Here is a 21,854-nt window from a genome sequence, read left to right on the forward strand (position 1 = left end):
TTCCCTGTGCGTTTGAATACCAACGATTTTTGGTCACCAGAGGCGGTTTTCGTCTCCTTTGTCGCAACCAAGACATCCTCATTTGCCAATTCATGAATTCGTTGTAAGCTGAACTTATGATTGCAAAAAACGCCAAGTTATTTCGGGGCGTTGATTTCAAAAACACCTTTAACGACCGAGGATGAGCAATGTCCGGAAGTCTTTTGAAATACACGCGTGTTCTTGAGATCGTCGGAGACACAATAAAGGTCAGGGTGCCTCTGGACGGATCGACTGATGCGGCCGTGCGTTTCAACGATCTGGCCGTGATTGAAACCGTGGACGGCCACAAGACGCTGGCTCAGGCGATCTTTATCGACCGGGACGTTGTAACCTTGCAGGTGTTTTCCGGCACCAAGGGGATTTCGACCGAGGCCACGGCGACGTTTCTTGGCCACCCGATGCAGACGCCGTATTCACAGAACATTCTGGGCCGCGTTTTTGATGGTGCGGGCGTTTCAATCGACGGCGGACCCGACCTGTCGTCTGAGCCGCGCGTGGATATTGGCGGGCCAACCGTGAACCCGGCAGAACGCGCCGTGCCCAACAAGATGATCCGAACAGACGTGCCGATGATCGACGTGTTCAACACGCTGGTCGAAAGCCAGAAAATCCCTATCTTTTCGGTTTCGGGTGAGCCGTTCAACGCGTTCCTCAGTCGTATCGGCATTCAGGCGGACGCGGATATCGTGGTGTTTGGCGGGCTGGGTCTGATCTTTGATGACTACTTTACCTTCCGCACATCGTTTGAGGATGCGGGTGTGTTTTCCCGGACAGTGATGTTCGTCAATCAGGCGATGGACCCACTGGTCGAACGCTTGCTGGTGCCTGACATGGCGCTGGCCGTTGCCGAGAAATTCGCGGTGGAAGAGGGTAAGCGCGTTCTGGTTCTACTGACCGATATGACCGCTTATGCCGACGCGATGAAAGAAGTGGGTATCAGCCAAGAGCGCGTGCCGTCGCAGCGTGGCTACATGGGGGACCTCTATTCCCAGCTGGCCCGCCGGTACGAAAAAGCCTGCGACTATGCTAAAGGCGGATCGGTGACCGTGCTGACCGTTACTACAATGCCCGGCAATGATGTGACCCATCCGGTGCCCGACAACACGGGCTATATCACCGAGGGGCAGATCTATTTGCATTCGGGCGTGATTGACCCGTTCGGCAGTCTCTCGCGCCTCAAGCAGAACGTGATTGGCAAGACAACGCGCGAGGATCACGGGCAGATCATGAACACCATGATCCGGTTCTATTCCGAAAGCCGAGACGCCGCGCAGAAACAGGCGATGGCCTTTGACCTGTCGGATTATGACCATCAGCTGCTGAAGTTTGGCGACCTGTTCAAGACCCGTTTCATGGACATCAACGTTTCAATCCCGCTGGAAGATGCGCTGGATTTGGGGTGGAAAACTCTGGCCGAGTGTTTCGCACCTGGGCAGCTACTGATGAAGCAGGCCCTGATCGACAAGTATTTTCCAAAGGATGCCGATGGCGCGGTTGCAGCTGAATAAATCGTCGCTCGCGCGCGAGCAGACGCAGCTGAAAAGCTATGAGCGGTTCCTGCCATCGCTGGACCTTAAGCGTCAGCAATTGATGGCAGAGCGCGCGAAGGCGCGCGAAGATGTGCAGCGCCTTCAGGATGAGGTGCAGGAACTGGCGCAAAAGGTTGGAGAAAAACTGCCGATGCTGGCGCAGCAAGGCGTTGATCTGGACGGGTTGGTCGAGCTGAAAGACTACAAAGTCAAAGAGGTCAACGTCGTGGGGGTCCAGATGCCTGCGCTGGACCGGATTGAGGTTGCGGTGCGTCCGTATTCCTATCTGGCCAAACCTCATTGGGTCGATGCGGCGGCCCGGTTGCTGCACGATATGATCGAGGCGCGTCTACGGGTCAAAGTGGCCGAAGAGCGGGTGAAGATATTCGATAGGGCTGTGGCCACCATCACCCAGCGTGTCAACCTGTTCGAAAAAGTTCTGATCCCGCGCGCCAAAGCCAACATCAAGAAAATCCGTATCTATCTGAGCGATGAGCAGATGCAGGCCGTCGTGCGCTCGAAAATCTCAAAACGAAAACATGCGCAGGAAGCTGTAGCATGAGTGTTGCGAGGCTCAAAAAACTGTCACTGGTCGGGCGGGCAGGGCAGAAGGCTGCGACCCTAAAGGCGCTGCAGGAACTGGGCTGTATGCACGTCCTGCCATTGGCCCCGCCACCCTCTGAGCCAGAAAAGATCAGTGAGCGCGGCGCGCGGGATGCCTATAAGGCACTGCGGTTCCTGAATGACGTGTCCGAACCGCGCCGACAAATCCAGCGCGATCCCGGTTTTGACATGGACCAGTTCGTCGGGGATGTGCTGGACTTGATGCAGCGCACTCGTGACATGACGGATCACAGGGATTTTCTTGCCAACCGCATTGCACAGGTGCGCCCTTGGGGCGATCTGGATTTTCCACCAGACGATGTTTTGGCGGGGAACCGGCTGTGGTTCTATCAACTGCCGCTCAAACATCGCGATGCGCTGGAGGCCTTGGATATACCCTGGGCCATACTCGAGCAGGACCATAGGTTCATCTACGCCGTACTGATTGACCCAGATGAGCCGGATGACGATATCCTTCCGGTTCCGCGCACGCACACAGGATCGCTGCCCATTCACGAGCTTGAGGCGCAACTGGAAGAGGCTGAGATCGCGATCGAAGCGCTTGAGGCCGAACGCGTTGCGCAGACCCGATACCTGACGCTGATGCGCCGGAACCTTTCGTTTGCGGAAAGCGCGGCCGAGCTGGCCCATGCCACGCAAAAAGTACGCGACGAAGAGGCGATGTTTGCCCTGCAAGGCTGGGTGCCCGAAGATCGAATAAACGCGGTTCTGGACATGGCAATCGCCAAGGACGCTGCCGTACTGATCGAAGACCCCAGCCCCGATGACAACCCGCCAACTTTGTTGGAACAACCGGAAAAGCGCAGTGCTGCAGTGGACTTGGCGCTATTTTATCAAGTGCCGGGTTACAAGGACTGGGACCCCAGTGTCATCGTCGCCGTTTCATTTGCGGTCTTCTTCGCAATGATCGTAGCCGACGCGGGATACGGCGCGATCATCCTGTTGGGCCTTTTACTATTCTGGAAACGGCTTGATGCAACACCGGGTGAACGATCCTGGCGACGCTTCGGGGTGGTCATTTCCAGCGCAACAATCCTGTACGGCGTCCTCGTCGGCAGTTATTTCGGCGTGTCGCCAGCTGAGGGGTCGTTCTGGTCCAAGCTCAAATTGCTCGACCTGAATAATTTCGGTGCGATGATGATGGTCTCGATTATCGTTGGCGTTTTGCATTTGGTACTGGCTAACGCGCTTGCCGCCTGGGCGGCATGGGGGCGTCGCAAGGCCATTGCCAATCTGGGGTGGATCGCGGCGCTGATTGGCGGGTTTGTTCTGTGGCTCAGCTACATGAAGGGCAATTCTCCGGTGCCGGGCGCTGCCGTGATGGGGATCGGCGTCCTGGCCATCGTCTGGTTCTCAAGCGAGCGGGTCATTAATAAGCCCACCGACTGGATTTGGCGTCTGATCGAAGGGCTGCAAAGCCTGGCCGGGGCCATGGGCGCATTTGGAGACGTGCTAAGTTACATGCGTCTGTTTGCGTTGGGTCTGGCCTCGGCCTCACTGGCGATCACGTTCAACGATCTGGCGGTTTCAGTCATGCATTCGCTCAAGGGGTTGGGCGTTCTGTTCGCCCTGCTGATCCTGATCATTGGCCACATTCTCAACTTCGCCCTCGCCATGATGAGCGGCGTCGTCCACGGTTTACGTCTCAATTACATCGAATTCTTTAAATGGGGTCTGCCGGACGAAGGCATTGTCTTTCGCCCGTTCGCCCGCAAGGAGGTTCAGGAATGAATGAGCTTGTTCTTACATTGGGTTGGCTGGGTATCTACGCGCCCATGGCGCTGGGTGCAGCGGCCAGCGCCGTCGGCTGTGCCATCGCCGGGCAGGCCAGTATAGGTGCGATGACGGAAACAGACGGCGGCTATGGCCGCTTTGTCGGTGTTTCGGCATTTCCATCGACTATGGTGATTTACGGCATTGTCATCATGTTCACCTTGAACCGCGACGTGACGCCCGAAAATGCGGGCGGCTTGTTCGGGATCGGTATCCTGTCCGGTATCGCGCTGATGTATTGCGGGATCTGGCAGGGCCGGGCCTGTGCGGCGGCGATCAATGCAACCAAGGAAAAGCCCGAGATCTTTGGCCTGGCGCTTGCCCCAGCAGCGATCATCGAAGGGTTTGGCGTGTTCGCCTTTGTCTTTGCCCTGGTGATAAGCGCGGGGATCAGTTGATGGCACAGGATGGCATGATTTCTCATGGCGTGGATGCGCTAATCGACAAGCTGCGCAACGATGGCGTGGCTGCTGGTCAGGCCGACGCCGAAAAACTGCGCACTGAGGCCAAGGCCGAAGCCGCCAAAATTCTGGCGGATGCCAAACGCGAGGCGGACGATTATCAGAAAAAGGCGCGCACCGATTCCGACAAATATCGCGCTGCTGGGGAAGAGGCGCTTAACACCGCTATGCGTGATGCGGTTTTGACCATGAAGGCCGGATTGACCGACCGGTTTCGCGAAGATGTCGAACGTCTGGTGACCAAGGAAATGGCCGACCCGAAATTGCTGAAACAGATGATTTTGGAGGTCGTCGGCCGCGAATCCGAAGGCGTCAATCTGGATGGCAAGGTGCAGGTCATTCTGCCCGCCAAAGTAGCAACGCAAGAAGACATCAAGCAGAACGCCGATGACATTCAATCCGGCAAGCTGACCAAGTACGTCCTCGGCCTGACAGCCGATATGTTGCGAGAACAGGTAGAGTTGCATGCATCCGATGACGCGCAGGGCGGTATCCGTGTGCGGGCCGAAGATCAGGGCGTAGTACTTGATCTGACAGACAAGGCGGTCGCCTCGTTGCTGATGGAGCATCTGCAGCCACGGTTTCGCGCCGTGCTGGAAGGTGTGATCCGCTGAGATGTCTGACCAAGACGCCTATATCGCCCTGATCAGCAGTCTGCCGGGCTCTGAGCGGTTGTTCGTGGCCAAACAACCTCCGCTGTCGCGGCTGCGGCTGGATCGTCGCCTCAAGGCGCTGACGCCCGAGGACGCTAAGGTTTTGAGGGTTATGGAACATGCTCTGAATTGGAGCGCATATGACATGGATGTCACTGACGCGCAGGCTGTTTTGAGGTGTAAACAGGCGTTGGCCGAAATCCCGCAACCATCCTTGCGCCGCCTGTTCCTTGAACGGATGGACCTGCGTACTGTTGTTGCAGCACTGCGCCTGCGCGGGCAGGGTGGCAATCCGCTGTCCGGTGCGTATGGGTTTGGACGTTGGAGCCGTCACATCCCCGCCAATTGGGGTGACCCGGATTTCCGTCTGTCCACGGCGATGCCGTGGATCAAGGAAGCACGCCAGTTGCTTGAGGCCGAGGACCCCTTGGGTCTGGAACGACTGCTGCTGTCAGTCAGCCATAAGCAACTGAAACGACACGCCGCCCGTCACCTGTTCGATTTTGAGGCCGTGGCCATCTATGTCTTGATCTGGAACATTTTCGATCGCTGGGCGCAAAGCAACGCGCAGAATGCGGCCGCAAGATTTGAGAAGCTGGCCCAGCAAGCCATGAGCAATGTCGCAGATTTCGATTTTGAGAGAGTAAGCGCATGACTGCCCAAACATCTTCGGTTCAAACCGCAACCGCCCGCGTTGTCTCTGTCCAGGAAGGGCTTGTGAAAATTCAGGCCAACCAAGACGCCGCCGGCGTTCCGGGACAACTGGTCAAGAACGAGGTCGTGTTCATCCTTCCTACCCGTCCGGGCCCGGGCGGGCGTCAGGAACGCCTAAAGGCTGAGGTGCTGCGCGTGCGCGGCGATACTGCCGACGTTCAGGTCTACGAAAGCACGGACGGCGTAGCGGTTGGTGATCCGGTTGAACAGTCAGGACAGCTGCTTTCGGTCGAACTTGGGCCGGGGCTTTTGGGGCAGGTCTTTGACGGCCTGCAATCGCCTTTGACCAAGGTTGCGGCCGAGTTCGGGACTTTCCTGCCGCGCGGGGCGGATGTGGCGCCGCTGGATGATCAGGCAAAATGGTCTTTCACTCCCACAGTCAAAGTTGGCGATATGGTCAAGGGCGGCGACAGCATCGGTACTGTTCCCGAAGGCCGGTTTACCCACAAAATCATGCTGCCTTTCAACTGGGTCGGCGACTACAATGTTGTGTGGGTACAGAAAGGTGCAGCCTCGATCCACGAGATTGTCGCGCGTCTTGAAGACGAGCAGGGTGGGGAGCACACGCTGACCCTGTGCCAAAAGTGGCCGGTACGACGACCGTTACCTGAAACCATCCTGAAACGCGCCCTGTCGGAACGGTTGTACCCAACGGAACCCGTGCTGACCTCGCAACGCCTGATCGACACGTTCTTCCCCATAGCGCGCGGTGGCACGGCCTGTATTCCCGGCCCGTTCGGTGCGGGCAAAACCGTGCTGCAAAACCTGATCGCGCGGAACTCCAAAGTGGATATCGTGATCGTGGTGGCCTGCGGTGAGCGTGCGGGCGAGGTGGTGGAAACGATCCACGAATTCCCCAAGATGACCGACCCGATGTCGGGCGGCAGTCTGATGGACCGGACAATCATCATCTGTAACACCTCTTCCATGCCTGTAGCGGCACGTGAGGCTTCGATCTTCACCGGCATCACCCTGGGCGAGTATTACCGCCAGATGGGCTATGACGTGCTGTTGATCGCTGACAGCACCAGCCGCTGGGCTCAAGCCATGCGCGAGACCTCAGGCAAGCTGGAGGAAATCCCCGGTGAAGAGGGCTTCCCTGCCTATCTGGAAAGCTCGATCAAGGGCCTGTACGAGCGCGCAGGGGCGATGAGGACCAATGATGGCGATCTGGGTAGTCTGACGCTGATTGGAACGGTTTCACCAGCGGGTGGCAATTTTGACGAGCCTGTGACGCAGTCCACGCTGTCTACCGTGAAGTGCTTTCTGGGGCTGTCCTCGGAACGGGCTTATAAACGGTTCTATCCTGCGGTTGACCCAATGCTTAGCTGGTCGCGATACACCGATCAGCTCTCGGATTGGTACGACAAGAACGCTGAGCCCGGTTGGACAGGCAAGGTGCGCGATCTGCTGGCCCTGATCGAAAAAGGCGAACAAGTCGACCAGATGATGCAGGTGACCGGCGAAGAAGGTGTCACCATCGAGGACTTCGTCACGCAGCAAAAGGCGCTGTTCGTGGACATGGTGTACCTACAGCAGGATGCCTTTGACAAAGTCGACGCAACCGTCCCGCTGGAGCGTCAGAAGATGACGTTCAAGCTGATCTATGATGTTACGCAATCAACTGCGGAATTCGAAGATAAGGGTGAAGTGCGTCAGGTGTTCACCCAGCTCACAGGTCTTATGAAGAACTTCCACTACGCCGCGGAAAATACGCCGGAATTCAAGTCTCTGTGGGGACAGATACAGGACCTGAGTCGCGAAAAATTTGGAGTGTAGGTCAGGGAAATGGTAGCCCGTAGGGGAATCGAACCCCTCTTTCCAGGTTGAAAACCTGGCGTCCTAACCGATAGACGAACGGGCCATCTGATAGTGGCATTAGCACAAGTGGTAGCCCGTAGGGGAATCGAACCCCTCTTTCCAGGTTGAAAACCTGGCGTCCTAACCGATAGACGAACGGGCCACGCTGGCTTGTGGAGGGCCTTTTACGGTTTACCTCTGACCCCCGCAAGCCGAAAAATGCAGGGATGCGAAACTTTTTTGGCAAGGCTGGAAATGGGCTCAGTTTGCCTCTGCCGCGTCCTCCAGTCTCAACTGAACGCTTTGCCGTCCACCCCATGTGTTCACCTCAAGCCGTCCGGCGAAATGAAAGCGCGCGCCGCCATGGTTGGACAGCTTTTCCCCCATCGGTCCGTCAAAAGCTCCAAAGGCAATGGCATCAAGGCCACCACCAACCCCGTCGGACAGTGACAGTTTCAGATGGGAGTCGCCGACGCGCTTGGCAAAGCGCACCTGCAGGTCCGGCAACGCATAGCGTGGGGCAGGGGCGCTGGCCCCGAAAGGACCGGCTTTTTCTATCTGTTCGATCAGATCGACCGAAGCTGCGCCCGGCATAAGTGCTCCGTCTAGCTTCATGTCTGCAGGACCGCCTTTGCCCGCGCCTTGCTTGGCCAACAACTCGCTGAGGCGTTCCATGGCCGGTTCCAACTGATCCCGCATAACGGTGAGCCCTGCGGCCATCTTGTGCCCGCCGCCTTTGACCAAAAGTCCCTCAGCCGCCAATCGTTGGATTGATGCCCCCAGATCAACGCCAGAAACCGACCGTCCTGAACCCTTGCCTTCATCACCATCAAAGCCGATGACAATGGCGGGTCTGTTGGCGTTTTCCTTGAGGCGGGATGCCACGATGCCGACAACGCCGGGATGCCACCCTTCGCCCGCCGCCCAAACCAGAGGAGCTTCCAATCCGCGTTTCTCGGCCTGTTCCAGTGCTGCCGCACGTACTGCGTTTTCGATATCACGACGCTCGGTGTTCAACTCATCCAACCTTTGAGACAGCGCTTCAGCTTCGGTCATCGAGTCCGTGCTCAGCAGTCGTGCGCCCAGATCGGCCTGACCGATCCGCCCGCCCGCATTGACGCGCGGACCCAGAAGAAAACCCAGGTGATAGCTGGTAGGGGCTGAATCCATGCGCGCCACATCCGACAGCGCCACTAATCCGGGCCGCTGCCGCTGTGCCATGACCTTAAGGCCTTGCCGCACCAGCGCCCGGTTCGCGTCGATCAGCGGGGCCACGTCTGCAACGGTTGCCAATGCCACAAGATCCAGCAGCCCGATCAGGTCGGGACCCTTAACCTCAGCCTCACGCAGTTGCCGCCCGGCCTCAACCAGCATCAGGAACACCACGCCGGCAGCGCAGAAATACCCCAAATCACCGCTCTCATCCTGCCGGTTTGGGTTCACGACGGCCACGCAATCGGGCAGCGTTTCACCACCAAGGTGGTGGTCCAGCACAATGACATCCGCGCCTTTTGCCGCCGCGATAGGTTCATGGCTAAGGGTTCCGCAATCCACGCAGATGATTAGGTCATGTGCAGCCGCCAGTTCCTGCATTGCAGGCACGTTCGGCCCATAACCCTCATCAATTCGGTCTGGCACATACAGCGTGGCTTGCAGCCCCATCTGACGCATCCAGACAAGCAACAAAGCCGCCGAACTGCCCCCATCGACGTCGTAATCGGCAAAAACCGCGATCCGCTGCTTGTTTCGGACAGCTTCCAAAAACCGCGTTGCGGCGGTCTCCATATCTTTCATGGACCGGGGATCGGGCAGCAATTCCTTCAGCTTTGGTTCAAGAAAGCTTTCGGCTTCCATGGGTGGCACTCCGCGCCGTGCCAGAACCTGACATAGCGCACGTGGCAGCCCGGACTGTTGCACCAGCATTTCCGTGGCCCGTTCGACCTCGGCCTCCGGTCCGATCCAACGCCGCCCGGTCAGTGACTGCTCAACCCCTAAAAAGCTCATGCCTGCCTCTCATATGCTAAGGCCGGACCCTCTCGGATCCGGCCTCATTGTATCTATCGAAACCTCTGCCAAAGGCAAAGGTGCAAGCCATCACGCGTTGTCGTGCGGCCAGGTTGGCGTGCGGTAGGACATGCGGCGCACCGAACCGGTTTTGGAACGCATCAGCAGGGTGGTGGTTTCAACCCAGCCCGGCTGGCGTTTGATCCGCGGCAGCAAAGAGCCACCGGTCACGCCAGTTGCGGCAAAGATCACGTCTGCGGTTACCATCTCATCGCGAGAATAAACGCGGTCCAGATCGGTGATGCCCGCCTTGGCGGCGCGGCCACGCTCGTCGTCGTTGCGGAACAGCAGGCGGCCAAAGATCTGCCCACCCATGCATTTCAGCGCGGCAGCGGCCAGAACGCCCTCGGGTGCTCCGCCTTGCCCCATGTACATATCGATGCCGGTCTCTTCGCTTTCGGCACAGTGCATGACGCCGGCCACGTCACCATCGGTGATCAGGCGGATCGAGGCGCCGGTTTCGCGCACTTCAGCGATCATCGCTTCGTGGCGGGGACGCTCCAGAATGCAGACGGTGATGTCGGCAGGCTTGCAGCCTTTGGCATTGGCCAACGCTTCAACGCGCTCGCGCGGGCTCATGTCGAGGTTCACGACGCCTTCCGGAAAGCCCGGACCAATGGCCAGCTTGTCCATATAAACATCGGGTGCGTGCAGCATCGAGCCGCGCGGGCCCATCGCGATCACGGTCAGCGCGTTCGGCATGTCCTTGGCGGTCAGAGTCGTGCCCTCAAGCGGGTCCAATGCGATATCCACACCGGGGCCGTTTCCGGTGCCGACCTCTTCGCCAATATACAGCATCGGTGCTTCGTCACGCTCGCCTTCGCCGATGACAACCACGCCGGCAATGTCCAGCAGGTTCAGCTGTTCGCGCATCGCGTTTACAGCCGCCTGATCCGCAGCCTTTTCGTCACCACGTCCGACCAGCGAGGCCGAGGCCAGTGCGGCCTGCTCTGCGACCCGTGCAAGGCCCAGAGACAACAGGCGGTCGTTGAAATCGATTTTGGCAGCGCTCATTTTTCGTATCCTCAGGTCTATAAAGGCGTTTCATCGGGCATAGCCTGCGTTTTGTGCAGGCCGCAAGGGTCAAACCTCTTCAATCCGCAATGCGACGGGTTCCCCCGACACGACATCGGTCGCGCGAAGCCCTTCCAAAGCGACATCCAGCGTGGCCCGTGTGGTCTTGTGCGTAACAATCAGAACCGGCGCGGTGGCTTCGGTGTGCCCGTACTGGCGCATCCGGTCGATCGAAACGCCCGCGCCACCCAGAATGGCGGCAACTTTGGCCAGCGCACCGGGCTTGTCGAACAGTGCGAGGCGCAGGTAGTAGGGGGCAGGCAGGCCGGTTATGGCAGGTTTTGCCTCTTCCAGTGTCGTGGCGGGACGGCCAAAAGTTGGGATCTGCAATCCCCGCGCCAGATCGCAGACGTCGCCCATCACGGCGCTTGCCGTTGGACCTTCGCCTGCGCCAGGGCCGCGCAGGACAACCTGATCGACCGCGTCGCCTTCGATGACGACCATATTGGTGCCGCCTTCCAGCTGACCCAGGGGCGAGCCGCTGGGTACAAGGCACGGCTGCATTCGCTGTTCCAGACCGCGTGCCGAGCGCTGAGCGACACCCAGCAGCTTGATGCGATAGCCCATGTCGGCTGCCTGATGAATGTCATCCAGACTGATATGCTGGATGCCTTCGATCTGGATGCCGTCGAAATTCGGTTTGGTGCCAAACGCGATCGAGGACAAAAGCGCCAGCTTGTGCGCCGCGTCGATGCCGCCCACGTCCAGGTTCGGGTCAGCCTCGAGGTAGCCCAGTTCGGCGCATTCTTCGAACAGCGCGTTATACCCCAGCTCCTGCGATTGCATCCGCGTCAGGATATAGTTGCAGGTGCCGTTCATCACGCCCATGACGCGGGTGATTTCGTTCCCGGCCAGCCCCTCGGTCAGGGATTTGATCACAGGGATACCACCTGCAACGGCCGCTTCGAAACGGATTACACGGCCTGCGGCCTCGGCTTTTTCAGCCAGCTCCTGACCGTGAATGGCCAACAAAGCCTTGTTCGCGGTCACCACATCCTTGCCAGCGGCCAACGCGGCCTCGACAGATGCTTTGGCGGGGCCGTTTTCGCCGCCCATAAGTTCGACAAAAATATCGACATCGTCGCGCTGCGCCAATGAGACGGGATCAGTCTCCCATGCATACTCCGACAGGTTCACGCCACGGTCTTTGTTTGCGTCGCGCGCAGAAACAGCGGTGATTTCGATCGCGCGACCTGTACGCGCCTGCAGCAGGTCGGCATGGCGGCGCACGATCCGCACGACACCCACGCCAACTGTTCCCAAGCCGGCAATTCCCAGCCGCAGCGCCTGTGTCATCCCGTGGGTTCCTTTCCGCTCGAATGTCCTTGGTTTCGGGCTGTTTGCCCGTTCAAAGGTGCCTTAACGGGTTCGGCGTCGAGGCGCAATCCGGGACAGCGGTAACAGTCGGTTGAAACGCGAAAGGTCAGTTGGTTTGCGCGTTCTGCAGCGCTTCGGCCCTTTTGGCCAGCGCTTCGCGGCGCGCGGTCAGGTCTTCTTCAACCTCGGCCGCTTCGTTCACGGGATCTATGGGCGGGCCAAGAATGTCCTGAAGTGGGACCAGCTTCGGATACGCGGCCGAGCGCACATTCGGCTGTTCGCGTCCTTCCAATTCCGGGAAGTCCGTGCAGGCTGCGCAAGTCAGAAGCAGAACCAAAAGTGGCAGGGGCTTCATACCGAACCCTTTCAATGGTGACTGACCCCGTGATGCACCTTTTGCGGCGGTCGTTCAAGCGGGGTTCTATATGAACGCTTGTTCATATACGGTGGCGGTATGGCACGTACCCAAGGTTCACACTCCGATATCACCGGCCCGCGCATTCGAAAAGCAGCGCTGGGGCTGTTTGCCCGACATGGCTATGCCGCTGTATCCATGCGCCAGATCGCAAAAGATGTGGGTGTGCAGGCGGGGGCGTTGTACAACTACACGCCCGACAAGCAAAGCCTGCTGTTTCGCCTGATGCAGGATCACATGCAGGATCTGTTGGCCGCTTATGGTGAACTTGAAAAACCCGCTGATGCCGAGACCGCGCTGCGCCGCTTTGTCGGCTTTCACATTCGGTTTCATATGGAGCGACCGGATGAAGTCTTTATTGCCTATATGGAGCTGCGCAACCTCACGCCCGAAAACTTCTCGGAAATAGAAGGCCTGCGCCGGGCTTATGAGGATTCGCTTGAGGCCATTTTGCAGGATGGGCAGAAGTCTGGGCTCTTTGCCGTTGCCGATACCAAAATCGCGACTCTGGCAGTGATCGCGATGCTGAACGGTGTGATGACCTGGTACCGTGCAGGCGGACGCTTGTCGCTGGACGAAGTAGAGCAGGTTTATTGGGATATGGTCAGACGCGCCGTAACCGCCTGACCAACTTTGTTTAATCAGTGCGCGGCGCGGATGAATGTGCCATTGCGGAGTTCTTTGAACGCCAGTTCCAGTTCGGCACGCGTGTTCATGACAATTGGACCATGCCATGCGACAGGCTCATCAATGGGCGCGCCCGAGATCAACAGAAACCGGACACCTTCCGGACCAGCTTGAACCGTGACCTCATCACCGGTGCCAAACCGAACCAGAGTGCGGTCACCGGACAGATCACGGATGTTAACCTCTTGTCCCGCGACTTCTTTTTCCAAAAGCACGCCGTTAGGTTGTGATGCATCGGCAAAGGCCGCCTGTCCTTGGAACACATAGGCAAACGCCCGGCGGTAGGTGTCGATGCGAAAGGTCTTTCTCACACCGGCCGGAACCTGAATATCCAAGTACTGCGGGTCGGCGGCAATACCGTCTACCGGGCCGGTTTTGCCCCAGAACTCACCAACAATAACGCGCACAGTGGTGCCGTCATCATCAATGACCTCGGGGATCTCTTTGCTTTGGACATCCTGATAGCGGGGGGCTGTCATCTTTTGATCTGACGGCAGATTGCCCCACAGCTGGAAACCGTGCATTTGGCCCGCACCGTTTCCCTTGGGCATTTCCTGATGCAGGATTCCGGACCCAGCGGTCATCCACTGAACGTCGCCTGCGCCCAAAGTGCCGGTGTTGCCCAGCGAATCCGAATGCTCGACCGAGCCGGACAGGACATAAGTTATGGTTTCGATGCCGCGATGCGGATGCCAAGGGAAGCCTGCCTGATAATCCTTGGGGTGATCATTGCGGAAGTCGTCGAACAACAGGAACGGGTCAAGCTCGGACGGGTCCTGAAAGCCAAACGCCCGGTGCAATTTGACGCCTGCGCCTTCCATGGTTGGCATGGCTTTGCGGGTTTCCAATGTTGGTCTAAGGGACATGATGGCCTCCTGAATTTGTGGGGATCATGTATGCTGTTGGCGATATGCGTCAATTTGCGTGCAAACACGGGTGCTGTGCGCAATTCCATAGTCGGCTTCCCTCTGTTTTTCGGCAGACAAAGCGGATAAACCCGGACCGAGCAGAGCAGGGGACGTCAATGCAACAAGAAATTCTGGCCACGGTCCGACCTTCATCATCCAGACGTTGGATAGGGGTGGGGATGCTGTCGACCGTGGGTGTGCTGGTCATCTATGTCGCTTTGACCACGCCACCGGAACCGGCCTGGCTGGTCTTTTTACTTGTCGTTGGTGTGGCGGCGTTCTGGCTGGCCTATCGCATGTGGCAAGCCACCAGTGACTGGATCGAGCTGACCGAGACTGAATTGCGGACCGGTTCAGGGCAAGTGATTGCGCGTGTCGAAGATATCGAGTCGATCGATCAGGGGGTGTTTGCGTTCAAGCCGTCAAATGGATTTTTGTTGAAGACTACGGAAAGCGCAGGAAACAGCTGGGCACCGGGACTGTGGTGGCGATTGGGGCGCCGTGTTGGCATCGGCGGCCTGACCACAGCCGCCGAAACCAAATTTATGCTCCAGGTGCTACACCCACTACATCCTGCTGACAGAACCGATCAGAAACGTTTGCCTTAATTGTCGGTACAAATCGTGGACGCGTGAAAACCACGTTGTCAAACTTATGCGGACTGGCCAACCAATCAGTGTTAATCGGCGGATCATAGTCTTTGGATGTTTCCACAACGATCAAAGTGTCCAAGTCCGCCATCGCTGGCAGGGTGTCAGCCAATGGTTTGACGTTTCCATTGTTCCAAGTACCCGTAAACCCGCAATGTGTCGACCACTCAACAATATGAAGATCGTCTTCGGCGTTGTACCTGACCAGTGACAAACGCATCTTCAGCGGCGTGTTATCGCGCACCATTCGATTGAATATCACATACATGGAGCTCGCGTAGGTGTCGGTAATTTCGTTCTCAGCTTCTCGCGAGATCAAGTCGCTGACCGTGAACGCAGCTTTCAGGTTGGCGGTGCTTTCGCGAAATCCGTCAAAATACCCGTAAGTCATCACTACGGACCATACGAGCATCGGAGCTAACAGAGCCGATTCCACCGTCAGGCTACCACTTTCGCGACGCACAAAAGTCCCGAGAGCGCGTCGGAGGCATGAATAAAGACGCGTCATATCAAGGCTCCTGAACAAAGGTTGTCGTTGACGTAAGTGTGATCAGGCCATCATCGTCTGACAAAGCCCGGCTCATGTCTGTTCCACCCCGTCCTAATGCCGTCGTCGGGAAAAGCGGGTCGACCCTCGCGCAAGCGCGCAAGATCATCAGTGCATTCGCCCCGCCACTTGAAAACTCTCGGACCGGTTTGGCCTCTTCCGCCCTATCCGCACAGTCCGCTTCGACAGGGAGGTTCACCCCCCCATATGGGTCTTGAACAATCATCTCCAACTGCAGGTTTTTGGAGCAATCTTGCATGATGACCATTTCATTGCAGATCGCGTCTTTGATCGTATCGTGCTGCGTGTCCTCCAAGCCGATCCCAAGTCGAATGTTACGCACAACTAGGTCCATGGAACGATCCAGCATCGCCTGCTGAATTGTAACCAGCGAATATTCGATGACGCCCAGAATGAAGAACATGTAGACGGGGAACCAAATGACGAACTCAATGGTCAAGCCACCGTCCTCAGTGCGTTTGAACCGAAGAACTTTTCCCAGAGCTTTGCGGATCATTGCGTCAACCTCAGGCGTTTGATTGCCGTAGCAATTGAGTCAAAGACCTCTGTAATCGTACGTTGGTCATCGCCCAGGCCGCCACTCGCTTTGACTTCGTAAAAGAACCCTGCGCCGCTGGAACAATTTCTAATCGCAGTAACACCTACGTCGGGCGCTTCAAATGCAATGCCATAGACATCAACATTCTTACCCTTGACTTGGGTACAGATATCGCTCAACCGGGTGTCTTTCTTGGTCCGGTAAATCTCGGTGAATGCGTTGTCATACCAAGTTTGATTGTGGTTGGACTGCCAAGCGTAGTTGTACTCGGCGTTCCAGTCCAAAGTGACGCGATTCCACAGTTGCGGGTAGGTCAGGCGCACTGATTGATCTGCCGCTTCACCGCCAAAGGGTTCGGTCTGGCCCTCCAACTCCTGTCTGGTCCAATAGTACGCAGGCGGCTCGTCAGGGGCAGATGTGCGGACGCTATATTCGCCGCCGTACCTGTCGGTTCTACAGCGGAGTTGACCATACCTATTATACCAACAACTTCTGACCTCATGCTCATAATTTGGGTTGTACCAAACATCCGAAGGCCCATCGCGGTATGCCTCGTTCAAAACCCAGTTTTCAGTGTTCTCGCCGTCGGTCATGACGATCAAGATTTTTTTGACGTCTGATTCATACTTCATCGGACGGTTGTCAAACACCGCCGGAACAATCTTCTTAGGATCAAGGCCCGTGGTGACATCCAGACCCGTATCCGGATCTACAGAATCAGGATCGGCGTTTTGTCGGGAAAGCTTGTTAATTACAGGCTGAAATTGAGGGTCCAGCAGCGCGGCCCCCCATTTCACTCCGATATCAATCGAAGTGTTTCCGCCTGGAGTCATCGCCGCGATCTGATCGTGCAATTCGGAAACAACGTTCGTCACTGCTGTAATATCGCTGCCCGCACGGGTGGTGCAAACCGAGCGCGAGATTTGGTGTCTTTCGTCATTGTAATCGTCATAATAGTTTCTGCGGTCGAAATGCGCCGTACGATTGAGACTTTTGTCCGGGTCAATCCAGTGTTCTCTGAAATCGCTATCCACAAAGTCAACGCAGTGCGAATAGTCGTGCTCGGTCGTTACACCGGGCATGTTGCCCAGGATATTTGCACCGGCGTTTACTTGGTTGTTGTACGGTATGATCGAGATCGAAATCTTGTCCGGATTCTCTTTCTGATACATCGTCGTCACAAACTGTGTAGCGGCGTCCTTAAGAGCTTCCATTTTTGTTTTGTTTTCCGTCGCGGAATCCCAGCTCATCGATCCGGAGATATCGAGAACCATCGCGATTTCGATCGAGCCGATAGACTCTTCCGCGACACTTGTGACCGCGGCTGTAAGCGTTCCGTATCCAAAAAACGTCAGGAAGTGTGTTTTAACGTCTACTTCAGCGTTGGCCGTGACCTTCCTTGATCCACCGCGAGGATCATCGACCACCACAGGTTCTCCGGTTAGTTTGCCCCGGACCTCAGACTTCTCGATATAGGATTTAACCACTTCCACCGGTGGGAGTTCCTGTTTGACGTTCGCTGCAGCAAGAACCGCACGATCGAGCGTACCTTGGAGGCTGGCCCTGTCACGCTCAAAGTTCATTATGTCCACACCGATTCCGGCTGTCGCCATGATGAGGATAAATCCGACGGCAACAAAGATCGTAAAGACCCCGCCATCCTCGTCGCGGGAAAAACGATCAGCAGACGCAGCTGCTTTCTTAAAATTCTTGGTGTTGCACTTAAATATGCGCATTTTCATCTGGCCGACCTCGCTGAGCAGACATCCGGCGCTGCTAAGGAAAAGTTAACGTTTGAAAACTAACGGCGAATCGTGGCGTGAATTGGGCGGAAGTGCCGAAGATATGGCAACTTTGGGCGCGAACCGTAGATAATTGAACGGCTTTTTTGCCTCTGTTTTCGGTCAGGCGACAATTCTTCCAAAGTTAAGCGCCGTGCGCGACTCAGCCCGGTCCGAGAGCTTTCGTGACGATTTCGGGTTTTATTGTTGCTTAATTATTGATCGTTTAGGCAATGGGTGCGACAAAACGTCAGAACGCTCGTCGTTCGTCGGCACGGAGGATTACATGACGGCCATTAATGAACCCAGCTTTCGCGAAAGTGTAGATTTGATGTTTAACAGGGCGGCGTCCCTTATGGACCTGCCGCCGGGGTTGGAGGAAAAGATTCGTGTCTGCAACGCCACCTACACTGTTCGGTTCGGCGTCCGCCTGCGCGGCGATATTCATACGTTCACCGGTTACCGCTCGGTTCATTCCGAGCATATGGAGCCTGTAAAGGGCGGTATTCGTTACGCCCTTGCTGTGAACCAGGACGAGGTCGAGGCGCTTGCCGCCCTGATGACTTATAAATGTGCTCTGGTTGAAACGCCCTTTGGCGGATCGAAAGGGGGGTTGTGCATCGATCCCCGAAAATACGAAGAGCACGAGTTGGAGCAGATCACCCGCCGCTTTGCCTATGAGCTGGCCAAGCGCGATCTGATCAACCCGTCGCAAAACGTGCCAGCCCCCGACATGGGAACGGGTGAGCGTGAGATGGCCTGGATGGCGGATCAATACGCCAGGATGAACACGACGGACATCAATGCACGCGCCTGTGTTACAGGAAAGCCGCTGAACGCGGGCGGTATCGCAGGCCGGGTTGAAGCAACAGGTCGCGGCATCCAATACGCCCTGCGTGAATTCTTCCGCCACCCGGAAGACATGCAAAAGGCGGGGCTGACCGGCAAGCTGGATGGAAAACGTGTCATCGTTCAGGGGCTGGGCAATGTGGGTTATCACGCCGCGAAGTTCCTGAGCGAAGAGGATGGATCCAGAATTGTCGGCATCATCGAATGGGATGGTGCGCTTTATAATCCCGACGGCATCGACGTGGAATCCGTACGCCAGTGGATCGTCAAGCATGGCGGTGTCAGTGATTATCCCGATGCGACACACTCGGCCGAGGGTGGGGCAGTTCTTGAAGAAGACTGCGATATCCTAATTCCTGCTGCGCTGGAGGCGGTCATCAACCTGTCTAATGCAGACCGGATCAAGGCACCTTTGATCATTGAGGCCGCGAATGGCCCGGTGACTGCAGGTGCGGATGAGATTCTGCGCAAGAAGGGCACGGTGATCATTCCGGACATGTATGCAAACGCGGGCGGTGTGACCGTTTCCTATTTCGAATGGGTCAAGAACCTGAGCCATATTCGTTTCGGTCGCATGCAGCGCCGTCAGGAAGAGGCGCGGCACGAGCTGATCGTGAGTGAGCTGCAGCGGCTGGATCGTTATCTTGGCGATGCCTGGTCGATGTCTCCGGACTTTAAGGCCAAGTACCTTCGCGGCGCGGACGAGCTGGAACTGGTGCGCTCGGGCCTCGATGACACGATGCGCATTGCCTATCAATCCATGCGCGAAGTCTGGCACAGCCGCGATGATGTCGAGGATCTGCGTACGGCGGCCTATATCGTGGCCATTGACCGCGTCTCGAAAAGCTATCGCGCCAAAGGGCTGTGATGTTTTGAAATCAGGGGCAGCCTGGCTTTGTCAGGCTGCCCCAACGGTAAGGGCTGGCCGACTTAACCACGGTAGACACGCCAAAAACGGCAATGGCAGGCCGTGCCTGCGACAGGTAAGCTGCAGCGACAGAATCGATTACCGGAGTTCCCTATGTTGCGTATCGCCATTACAGCCGCTTTGCTGGCCACCCCATTAGTTGCGGAAGAAACCAAAGAGCAAAGCTGCCAATACCAGGCTGAAGTTGTTGCGGCGATCCAGAAGGCACGGCTGGACCGTGTAAAAGAGCGCAACGTGCCCCAGGCAGTTGCCGAAACCAGCCCGACATGGCCCGAAAATTACAATGCTGCCATCCCGTTGATCGCGCCTTGGGTCTACGAACAAAAGATGCGCGATGTACGCAAAAAGGATCTGGGCGCCGCGTGGCTTGAGCTGTGTTTGCTGCAATAATCCACAGCCCCATCATTTCCCTGTGGACAAACGCGCGTCATACCCTTGGCGCGCGTTCTTGTTTCTGTCAGGTTTGACCCATGTCTCTGCCCCCCGGATTTCTGGATGAACTACGCACCCGCCTGAGCCTGTCTCAGGTTGTCGGGCGTAAAGTGATGTGGGATCCGCGCAAGTCCAACCAAGGCAAGGGGGACATGTGGGCGCCATGCCCGTTTCACCACGAAAAGACCGCGTCCTTCCACGTCGATGACCAAAAGGGGTTCTACTACTGCTTCGGGTGCCATGCCAAAGGCGATGCGATCAGCTTTGTGAAAGAGACTGAGAATGTCTCATTCATCGAAGCGGTTGAAATTTTGGCGCGCGAGGCAGGCATGCCCATGCCAGCACGCGATCCAAAGGCACAGGAAAAACAGGACCGCCGGTCGCAACTGGCCGACGTCATGGAGCAGGCCGCGCAATTCTTCCGCTTGCAACTCAAGACCGGGGCAGGGGGCGCCGCGCGCGATTACCTGATCCGTCGAGGATTGGATGCACAGGCGTTGGACCGGTGGGAGATCGGGTTTGCGCCGGATGGCTGGCAAGGGTTGTGGGATCACCTGCGCGGAAAGAACGTGGCCGAGGACCTGATCCTTGGGGCCGGGCTGGCCAAACCTTCGAACAAGGGCAAAAAGCCTTATGATACGTTCCGCAATCGGATCATGTACCCTATCCGCGATCCGCGCGGGCGGTGCATCGCGTTTGGCGGTCGGGCAATGGACCCCAATGACAATGCGAAATACCTGAACTCGCCCGAAACGGAATTGTTCGACAAGGGGCGCAGTCTTTATAACCACGGTCCTGCACGACAAGCCTCCGGCAAGGGGCAGCCCTTGATTGTAGCCGAAGGGTATATGGATGTAATTGCCCTAGCCGAAGCCGGGTTCGGAGCGTCGGTCGCGCCGCTGGGCACGGCTATTACCGAACACCAGTTGCAGCTCCTGTGGCGCGTCTCGGACGAACCGATCATTGCGCTGGACGGCGACACGGCGGGTTTGCGCGCCGCGATGCGCGCGGTTGATCTGGCCTTGCCGCTGCTGGAGGCGGGTAAATCCCTGCGGTTTGCCCTGATGCCCGAGGGCAAGGATCCCGATGATCTGCTGCGGGCTGAGGGTCCGGCAGCGGTGAAATCAGTGCTTGAAGGCGCGATCCCGATGGTCAAACTGCTGTGGCAGCGTGAGACAGAGGGCAAGGTGTTCGACAGTCCGGAACGCAAAGCTGCGTTGGATAAGTCACTGAGGGACAAGATCAAACTGATCCGCGACGCCTCGATCCGGGCGCATTACGGGCAAGAGATCAAAGACCTGCGCTGGCAACTGTTCCGCCCGCAACGTCAGCCGCAAAATCGCCAATGGCAGCCACGCGGCAAATGGCAACCTCCGAAACAACCAGCAACCCCAGGTGCGCGTTCATCTTTTCTGGCGTCTTCAGAAACCGCGGATATCCAGATGCGCGAGGCTGCAATTCTGGCAATCGCCATCCTGAATCCCACCGTTGTGGTTCAATTCGAACATCAGCTTGAAGAAATGGAGTGCCATGATCCCGATCATGCCGCCTTGCGCGCCGCCATCCTTCGGCATGCGATCGACGACCCAGAGCATCTGAAAGACCACATTTTTGAAACTTTGGGCGGCGAAATCCTTGAAAACCTGCTGGCCCTTCGCCATGTCGCAGTAATCCCTTGTGTGTTCAAACCAGGCGACGTCGAAAAGGCCGAGATGACTCTGGCCGAGGAACTCGCGAAAATCAAAGCGCTCCGGGGATTGGATGCCGAGATTGCCGAAGCTGCAGAGGAACTGTCTGATCTGGCTGATGAAGCGCTGACATACCGGCTGGCCCAGGCCGCCGAAGAGCGTAACCGCACAAGCCGCAGTCAGAACGAGGATAGGGCGGTTTTTGACATCGCCGATAACGGCGCACGAATCAACCGCGACGAGAAAGACGCGTTTCAGGCGATCATGTCTGGCATCAATTTTGAACGGAAACGTCGCTAAAGTGGTGTTTTCGTAAGGCACTGGAAAAGAAAAACGGGTAAACGGGTGGCCGAATCACT

20 protein-coding genes and 2 tRNA genes are annotated in these 21,854 nt (G+C 57.2%); 12 read left to right on the forward strand and 10 right to left on the reverse strand.

Annotated elements, in window-relative coordinates:
- The first annotated feature begins 188 nt into the window (after nucleotides 1–188).
- The 7 genes from AC2FD9_RS00730 to AC2FD9_RS00760 are packed head-to-tail and all read left to right on the forward strand — an operon-like array spanning nucleotide 189 to nucleotide 7,575.
- A complete protein-coding gene (locus tag AC2FD9_RS00730) occupies nucleotides 189–1,550 on the forward strand; it encodes a V-type ATP synthase subunit B (protein ID WP_496834897.1) in 1,362 nt (453 codons plus the stop codon).
- Entirely contained in the window at nucleotides 1,528–2,133 is a 606-nt protein-coding gene (locus AC2FD9_RS00735; RefSeq protein ID WP_496834898.1) for a V-type ATP synthase subunit D, read from the forward strand. The genes AC2FD9_RS00730 and AC2FD9_RS00735 overlap by 23 nt, the downstream gene beginning before the upstream one ends.
- The gene (locus tag AC2FD9_RS00740) at nucleotides 2,130–3,926 is read left to right on the forward strand and encodes a V-type ATP synthase subunit I (RefSeq protein ID WP_496834900.1); all 1,797 of its coding nucleotides are present in this window, start codon (nucleotides 2,130–2,132) and stop codon (nucleotides 3,924–3,926) included. The genes AC2FD9_RS00735 and AC2FD9_RS00740 overlap by 4 nt, the downstream gene beginning before the upstream one ends.
- Nucleotides 3,923–4,366, forward strand: coding sequence for an ATP synthase subunit C (locus AC2FD9_RS00745; protein ID WP_058274784.1), 444 nt, complete (start codon nucleotides 3,923–3,925; stop codon nucleotides 4,364–4,366). Before AC2FD9_RS00740 ends, AC2FD9_RS00745 begins: the two co-directional genes overlap by 4 nt.
- Nucleotides 4,366–5,043, forward strand: coding sequence for a hypothetical protein (locus tag AC2FD9_RS00750; protein ID WP_496834902.1), 678 nt, complete (start codon nucleotides 4,366–4,368; stop codon nucleotides 5,041–5,043). The genes AC2FD9_RS00745 and AC2FD9_RS00750 overlap by 1 nt, the downstream gene beginning before the upstream one ends.
- Before the next feature lies 1 nt (nucleotide 5,044).
- Nucleotides 5,045–5,737, forward strand: a complete 693-nt coding sequence (locus AC2FD9_RS00755; protein WP_496834904.1) for a hypothetical protein — start codon at nucleotides 5,045–5,047, stop codon at nucleotides 5,735–5,737.
- Nucleotides 5,734–7,575, forward strand: a complete 1,842-nt coding sequence (locus tag AC2FD9_RS00760; RefSeq protein ID WP_496834906.1) for a V-type ATP synthase subunit A — start codon at nucleotides 5,734–5,736, stop codon at nucleotides 7,573–7,575. The genes AC2FD9_RS00755 and AC2FD9_RS00760 overlap by 4 nt, the downstream gene beginning before the upstream one ends.
- Nucleotides 7,576–7,585: 10 nt before the next feature.
- Here AC2FD9_RS00760 and AC2FD9_RS00765 read toward each other — a convergent pair.
- The 6 genes from AC2FD9_RS00765 to AC2FD9_RS00790 all read right to left on the reverse strand — a co-directional run bounded on the left by AC2FD9_RS00765 (nucleotide 7,586) and on the right by AC2FD9_RS00790 (nucleotide 12,406).
- A tRNA-Glu gene (locus AC2FD9_RS00765) sits at nucleotides 7,586–7,660 on the reverse strand.
- 24 nt (nucleotides 7,661–7,684) lie between these two features.
- Nucleotides 7,685–7,759: transfer RNA gene (locus tag AC2FD9_RS00770), tRNA-Glu, on the reverse strand.
- A gap of 98 nt (nucleotides 7,760–7,857) precedes the next feature.
- The gene (gene recJ / locus AC2FD9_RS00775) at nucleotides 7,858–9,600 is read right to left on the reverse strand and encodes a single-stranded-DNA-specific exonuclease RecJ (RefSeq protein ID WP_496834908.1); all 1,743 of its coding nucleotides are present in this window, start codon (nucleotides 9,598–9,600) and stop codon (nucleotides 7,858–7,860) included.
- 90 nt (nucleotides 9,601–9,690) lie between these two features.
- A complete protein-coding gene (glpX, locus tag AC2FD9_RS00780; RefSeq protein WP_058274789.1) occupies nucleotides 9,691–10,674 on the reverse strand; it encodes a class II fructose-bisphosphatase in 984 nt (327 codons plus the stop codon).
- 69 nt (nucleotides 10,675–10,743) lie between these two features.
- Nucleotides 10,744–12,030, reverse strand: a complete 1,287-nt coding sequence (locus AC2FD9_RS00785; RefSeq protein ID WP_496834910.1) for a homoserine dehydrogenase — start codon at nucleotides 12,028–12,030, stop codon at nucleotides 10,744–10,746.
- A 127-nt stretch (nucleotides 12,031–12,157) separates the two neighbouring features.
- Nucleotides 12,158–12,406, reverse strand: a complete 249-nt coding sequence (locus AC2FD9_RS00790; RefSeq protein WP_058274791.1) for a hypothetical protein — start codon at nucleotides 12,404–12,406, stop codon at nucleotides 12,158–12,160.
- 99 nt (nucleotides 12,407–12,505) lie between these two features.
- Between AC2FD9_RS00790 and AC2FD9_RS00795 the strand changes: the two genes are divergently transcribed.
- Complete coding sequence (locus AC2FD9_RS00795; RefSeq protein WP_496834912.1) at nucleotides 12,506–13,093, forward strand: TetR/AcrR family transcriptional regulator; 588 nt, start codon at nucleotides 12,506–12,508, stop codon at nucleotides 13,091–13,093.
- 14 nt (nucleotides 13,094–13,107) lie between these two features.
- On the opposite strand, the gene AC2FD9_RS00800 is transcribed toward AC2FD9_RS00795, so the two are convergent.
- Complete coding sequence (locus AC2FD9_RS00800; RefSeq protein ID WP_496834914.1) at nucleotides 13,108–14,019, reverse strand: pirin family protein; 912 nt, start codon at nucleotides 14,017–14,019, stop codon at nucleotides 13,108–13,110.
- A 158-nt stretch (nucleotides 14,020–14,177) separates the two neighbouring features.
- Here AC2FD9_RS00800 and AC2FD9_RS00805 point away from each other — a divergent pair, with 158 nt between their 5' ends.
- On the forward strand, nucleotides 14,178–14,669 hold the full coding sequence (locus AC2FD9_RS00805) for a hypothetical protein (protein WP_282168607.1): 492 nt from the start codon (nucleotides 14,178–14,180) through the stop codon (nucleotides 14,667–14,669).
- Here AC2FD9_RS00805 and AC2FD9_RS00810 read toward each other — a convergent pair.
- Genes AC2FD9_RS00810 through AC2FD9_RS00820 form a run of 3 tightly spaced genes read right to left on the reverse strand, consistent with a single transcriptional unit; the run spans nucleotide 14,605 to nucleotide 17,559 of the window.
- Nucleotides 14,605–15,219 (reverse strand): TadE/TadG family type IV pilus assembly protein, encoded by a 615-nt coding sequence (locus tag AC2FD9_RS00810; protein WP_282118797.1) that lies wholly within the window; start codon nucleotides 15,217–15,219, stop codon nucleotides 14,605–14,607. The two genes, AC2FD9_RS00805 and AC2FD9_RS00810, sit on opposite strands and share 65 nt — an antisense overlap.
- A gap of 1 nt (nucleotide 15,220) precedes the next feature.
- The gene (locus tag AC2FD9_RS00815) at nucleotides 15,221–15,775 is read right to left on the reverse strand and encodes a TadE/TadG family type IV pilus assembly protein (RefSeq protein WP_282118796.1); all 555 of its coding nucleotides are present in this window, start codon (nucleotides 15,773–15,775) and stop codon (nucleotides 15,221–15,223) included.
- Nucleotides 15,772–17,559, reverse strand: coding sequence for a TadE/TadG family type IV pilus assembly protein (locus AC2FD9_RS00820; protein ID WP_282168606.1), 1,788 nt, complete (start codon nucleotides 17,557–17,559; stop codon nucleotides 15,772–15,774). The genes AC2FD9_RS00815 and AC2FD9_RS00820 overlap by 4 nt, the downstream gene beginning before the upstream one ends.
- A gap of 325 nt (nucleotides 17,560–17,884) precedes the next feature.
- On the opposite strand from AC2FD9_RS00820, the gene AC2FD9_RS00825 reads away from it, so the two are divergent.
- The 3 genes from AC2FD9_RS00825 to dnaG all read left to right on the forward strand — a co-directional run bounded on the left by AC2FD9_RS00825 (nucleotide 17,885) and on the right by dnaG (nucleotide 21,795).
- Nucleotides 17,885–19,315, forward strand: a complete 1,431-nt coding sequence (locus AC2FD9_RS00825) for a Glu/Leu/Phe/Val family dehydrogenase (protein WP_108859115.1) — start codon at nucleotides 17,885–17,887, stop codon at nucleotides 19,313–19,315.
- Nucleotides 19,316–19,468: 153 nt separating this feature from the next.
- Complete coding sequence (locus AC2FD9_RS00830) at nucleotides 19,469–19,765, forward strand: hypothetical protein (RefSeq protein ID WP_496834916.1); 297 nt, start codon at nucleotides 19,469–19,471, stop codon at nucleotides 19,763–19,765.
- 80 nt (nucleotides 19,766–19,845) lie between these two features.
- Entirely contained in the window at nucleotides 19,846–21,795 is a 1,950-nt protein-coding gene (dnaG, locus tag AC2FD9_RS00835; protein WP_496834918.1) for a DNA primase, read from the forward strand.
- The last annotated feature ends 59 nt before the right edge of the window (nucleotides 21,796–21,854 follow it).

It is taken from the genome of Ruegeria sp. YTSC230 (assembly GCF_059609665.1).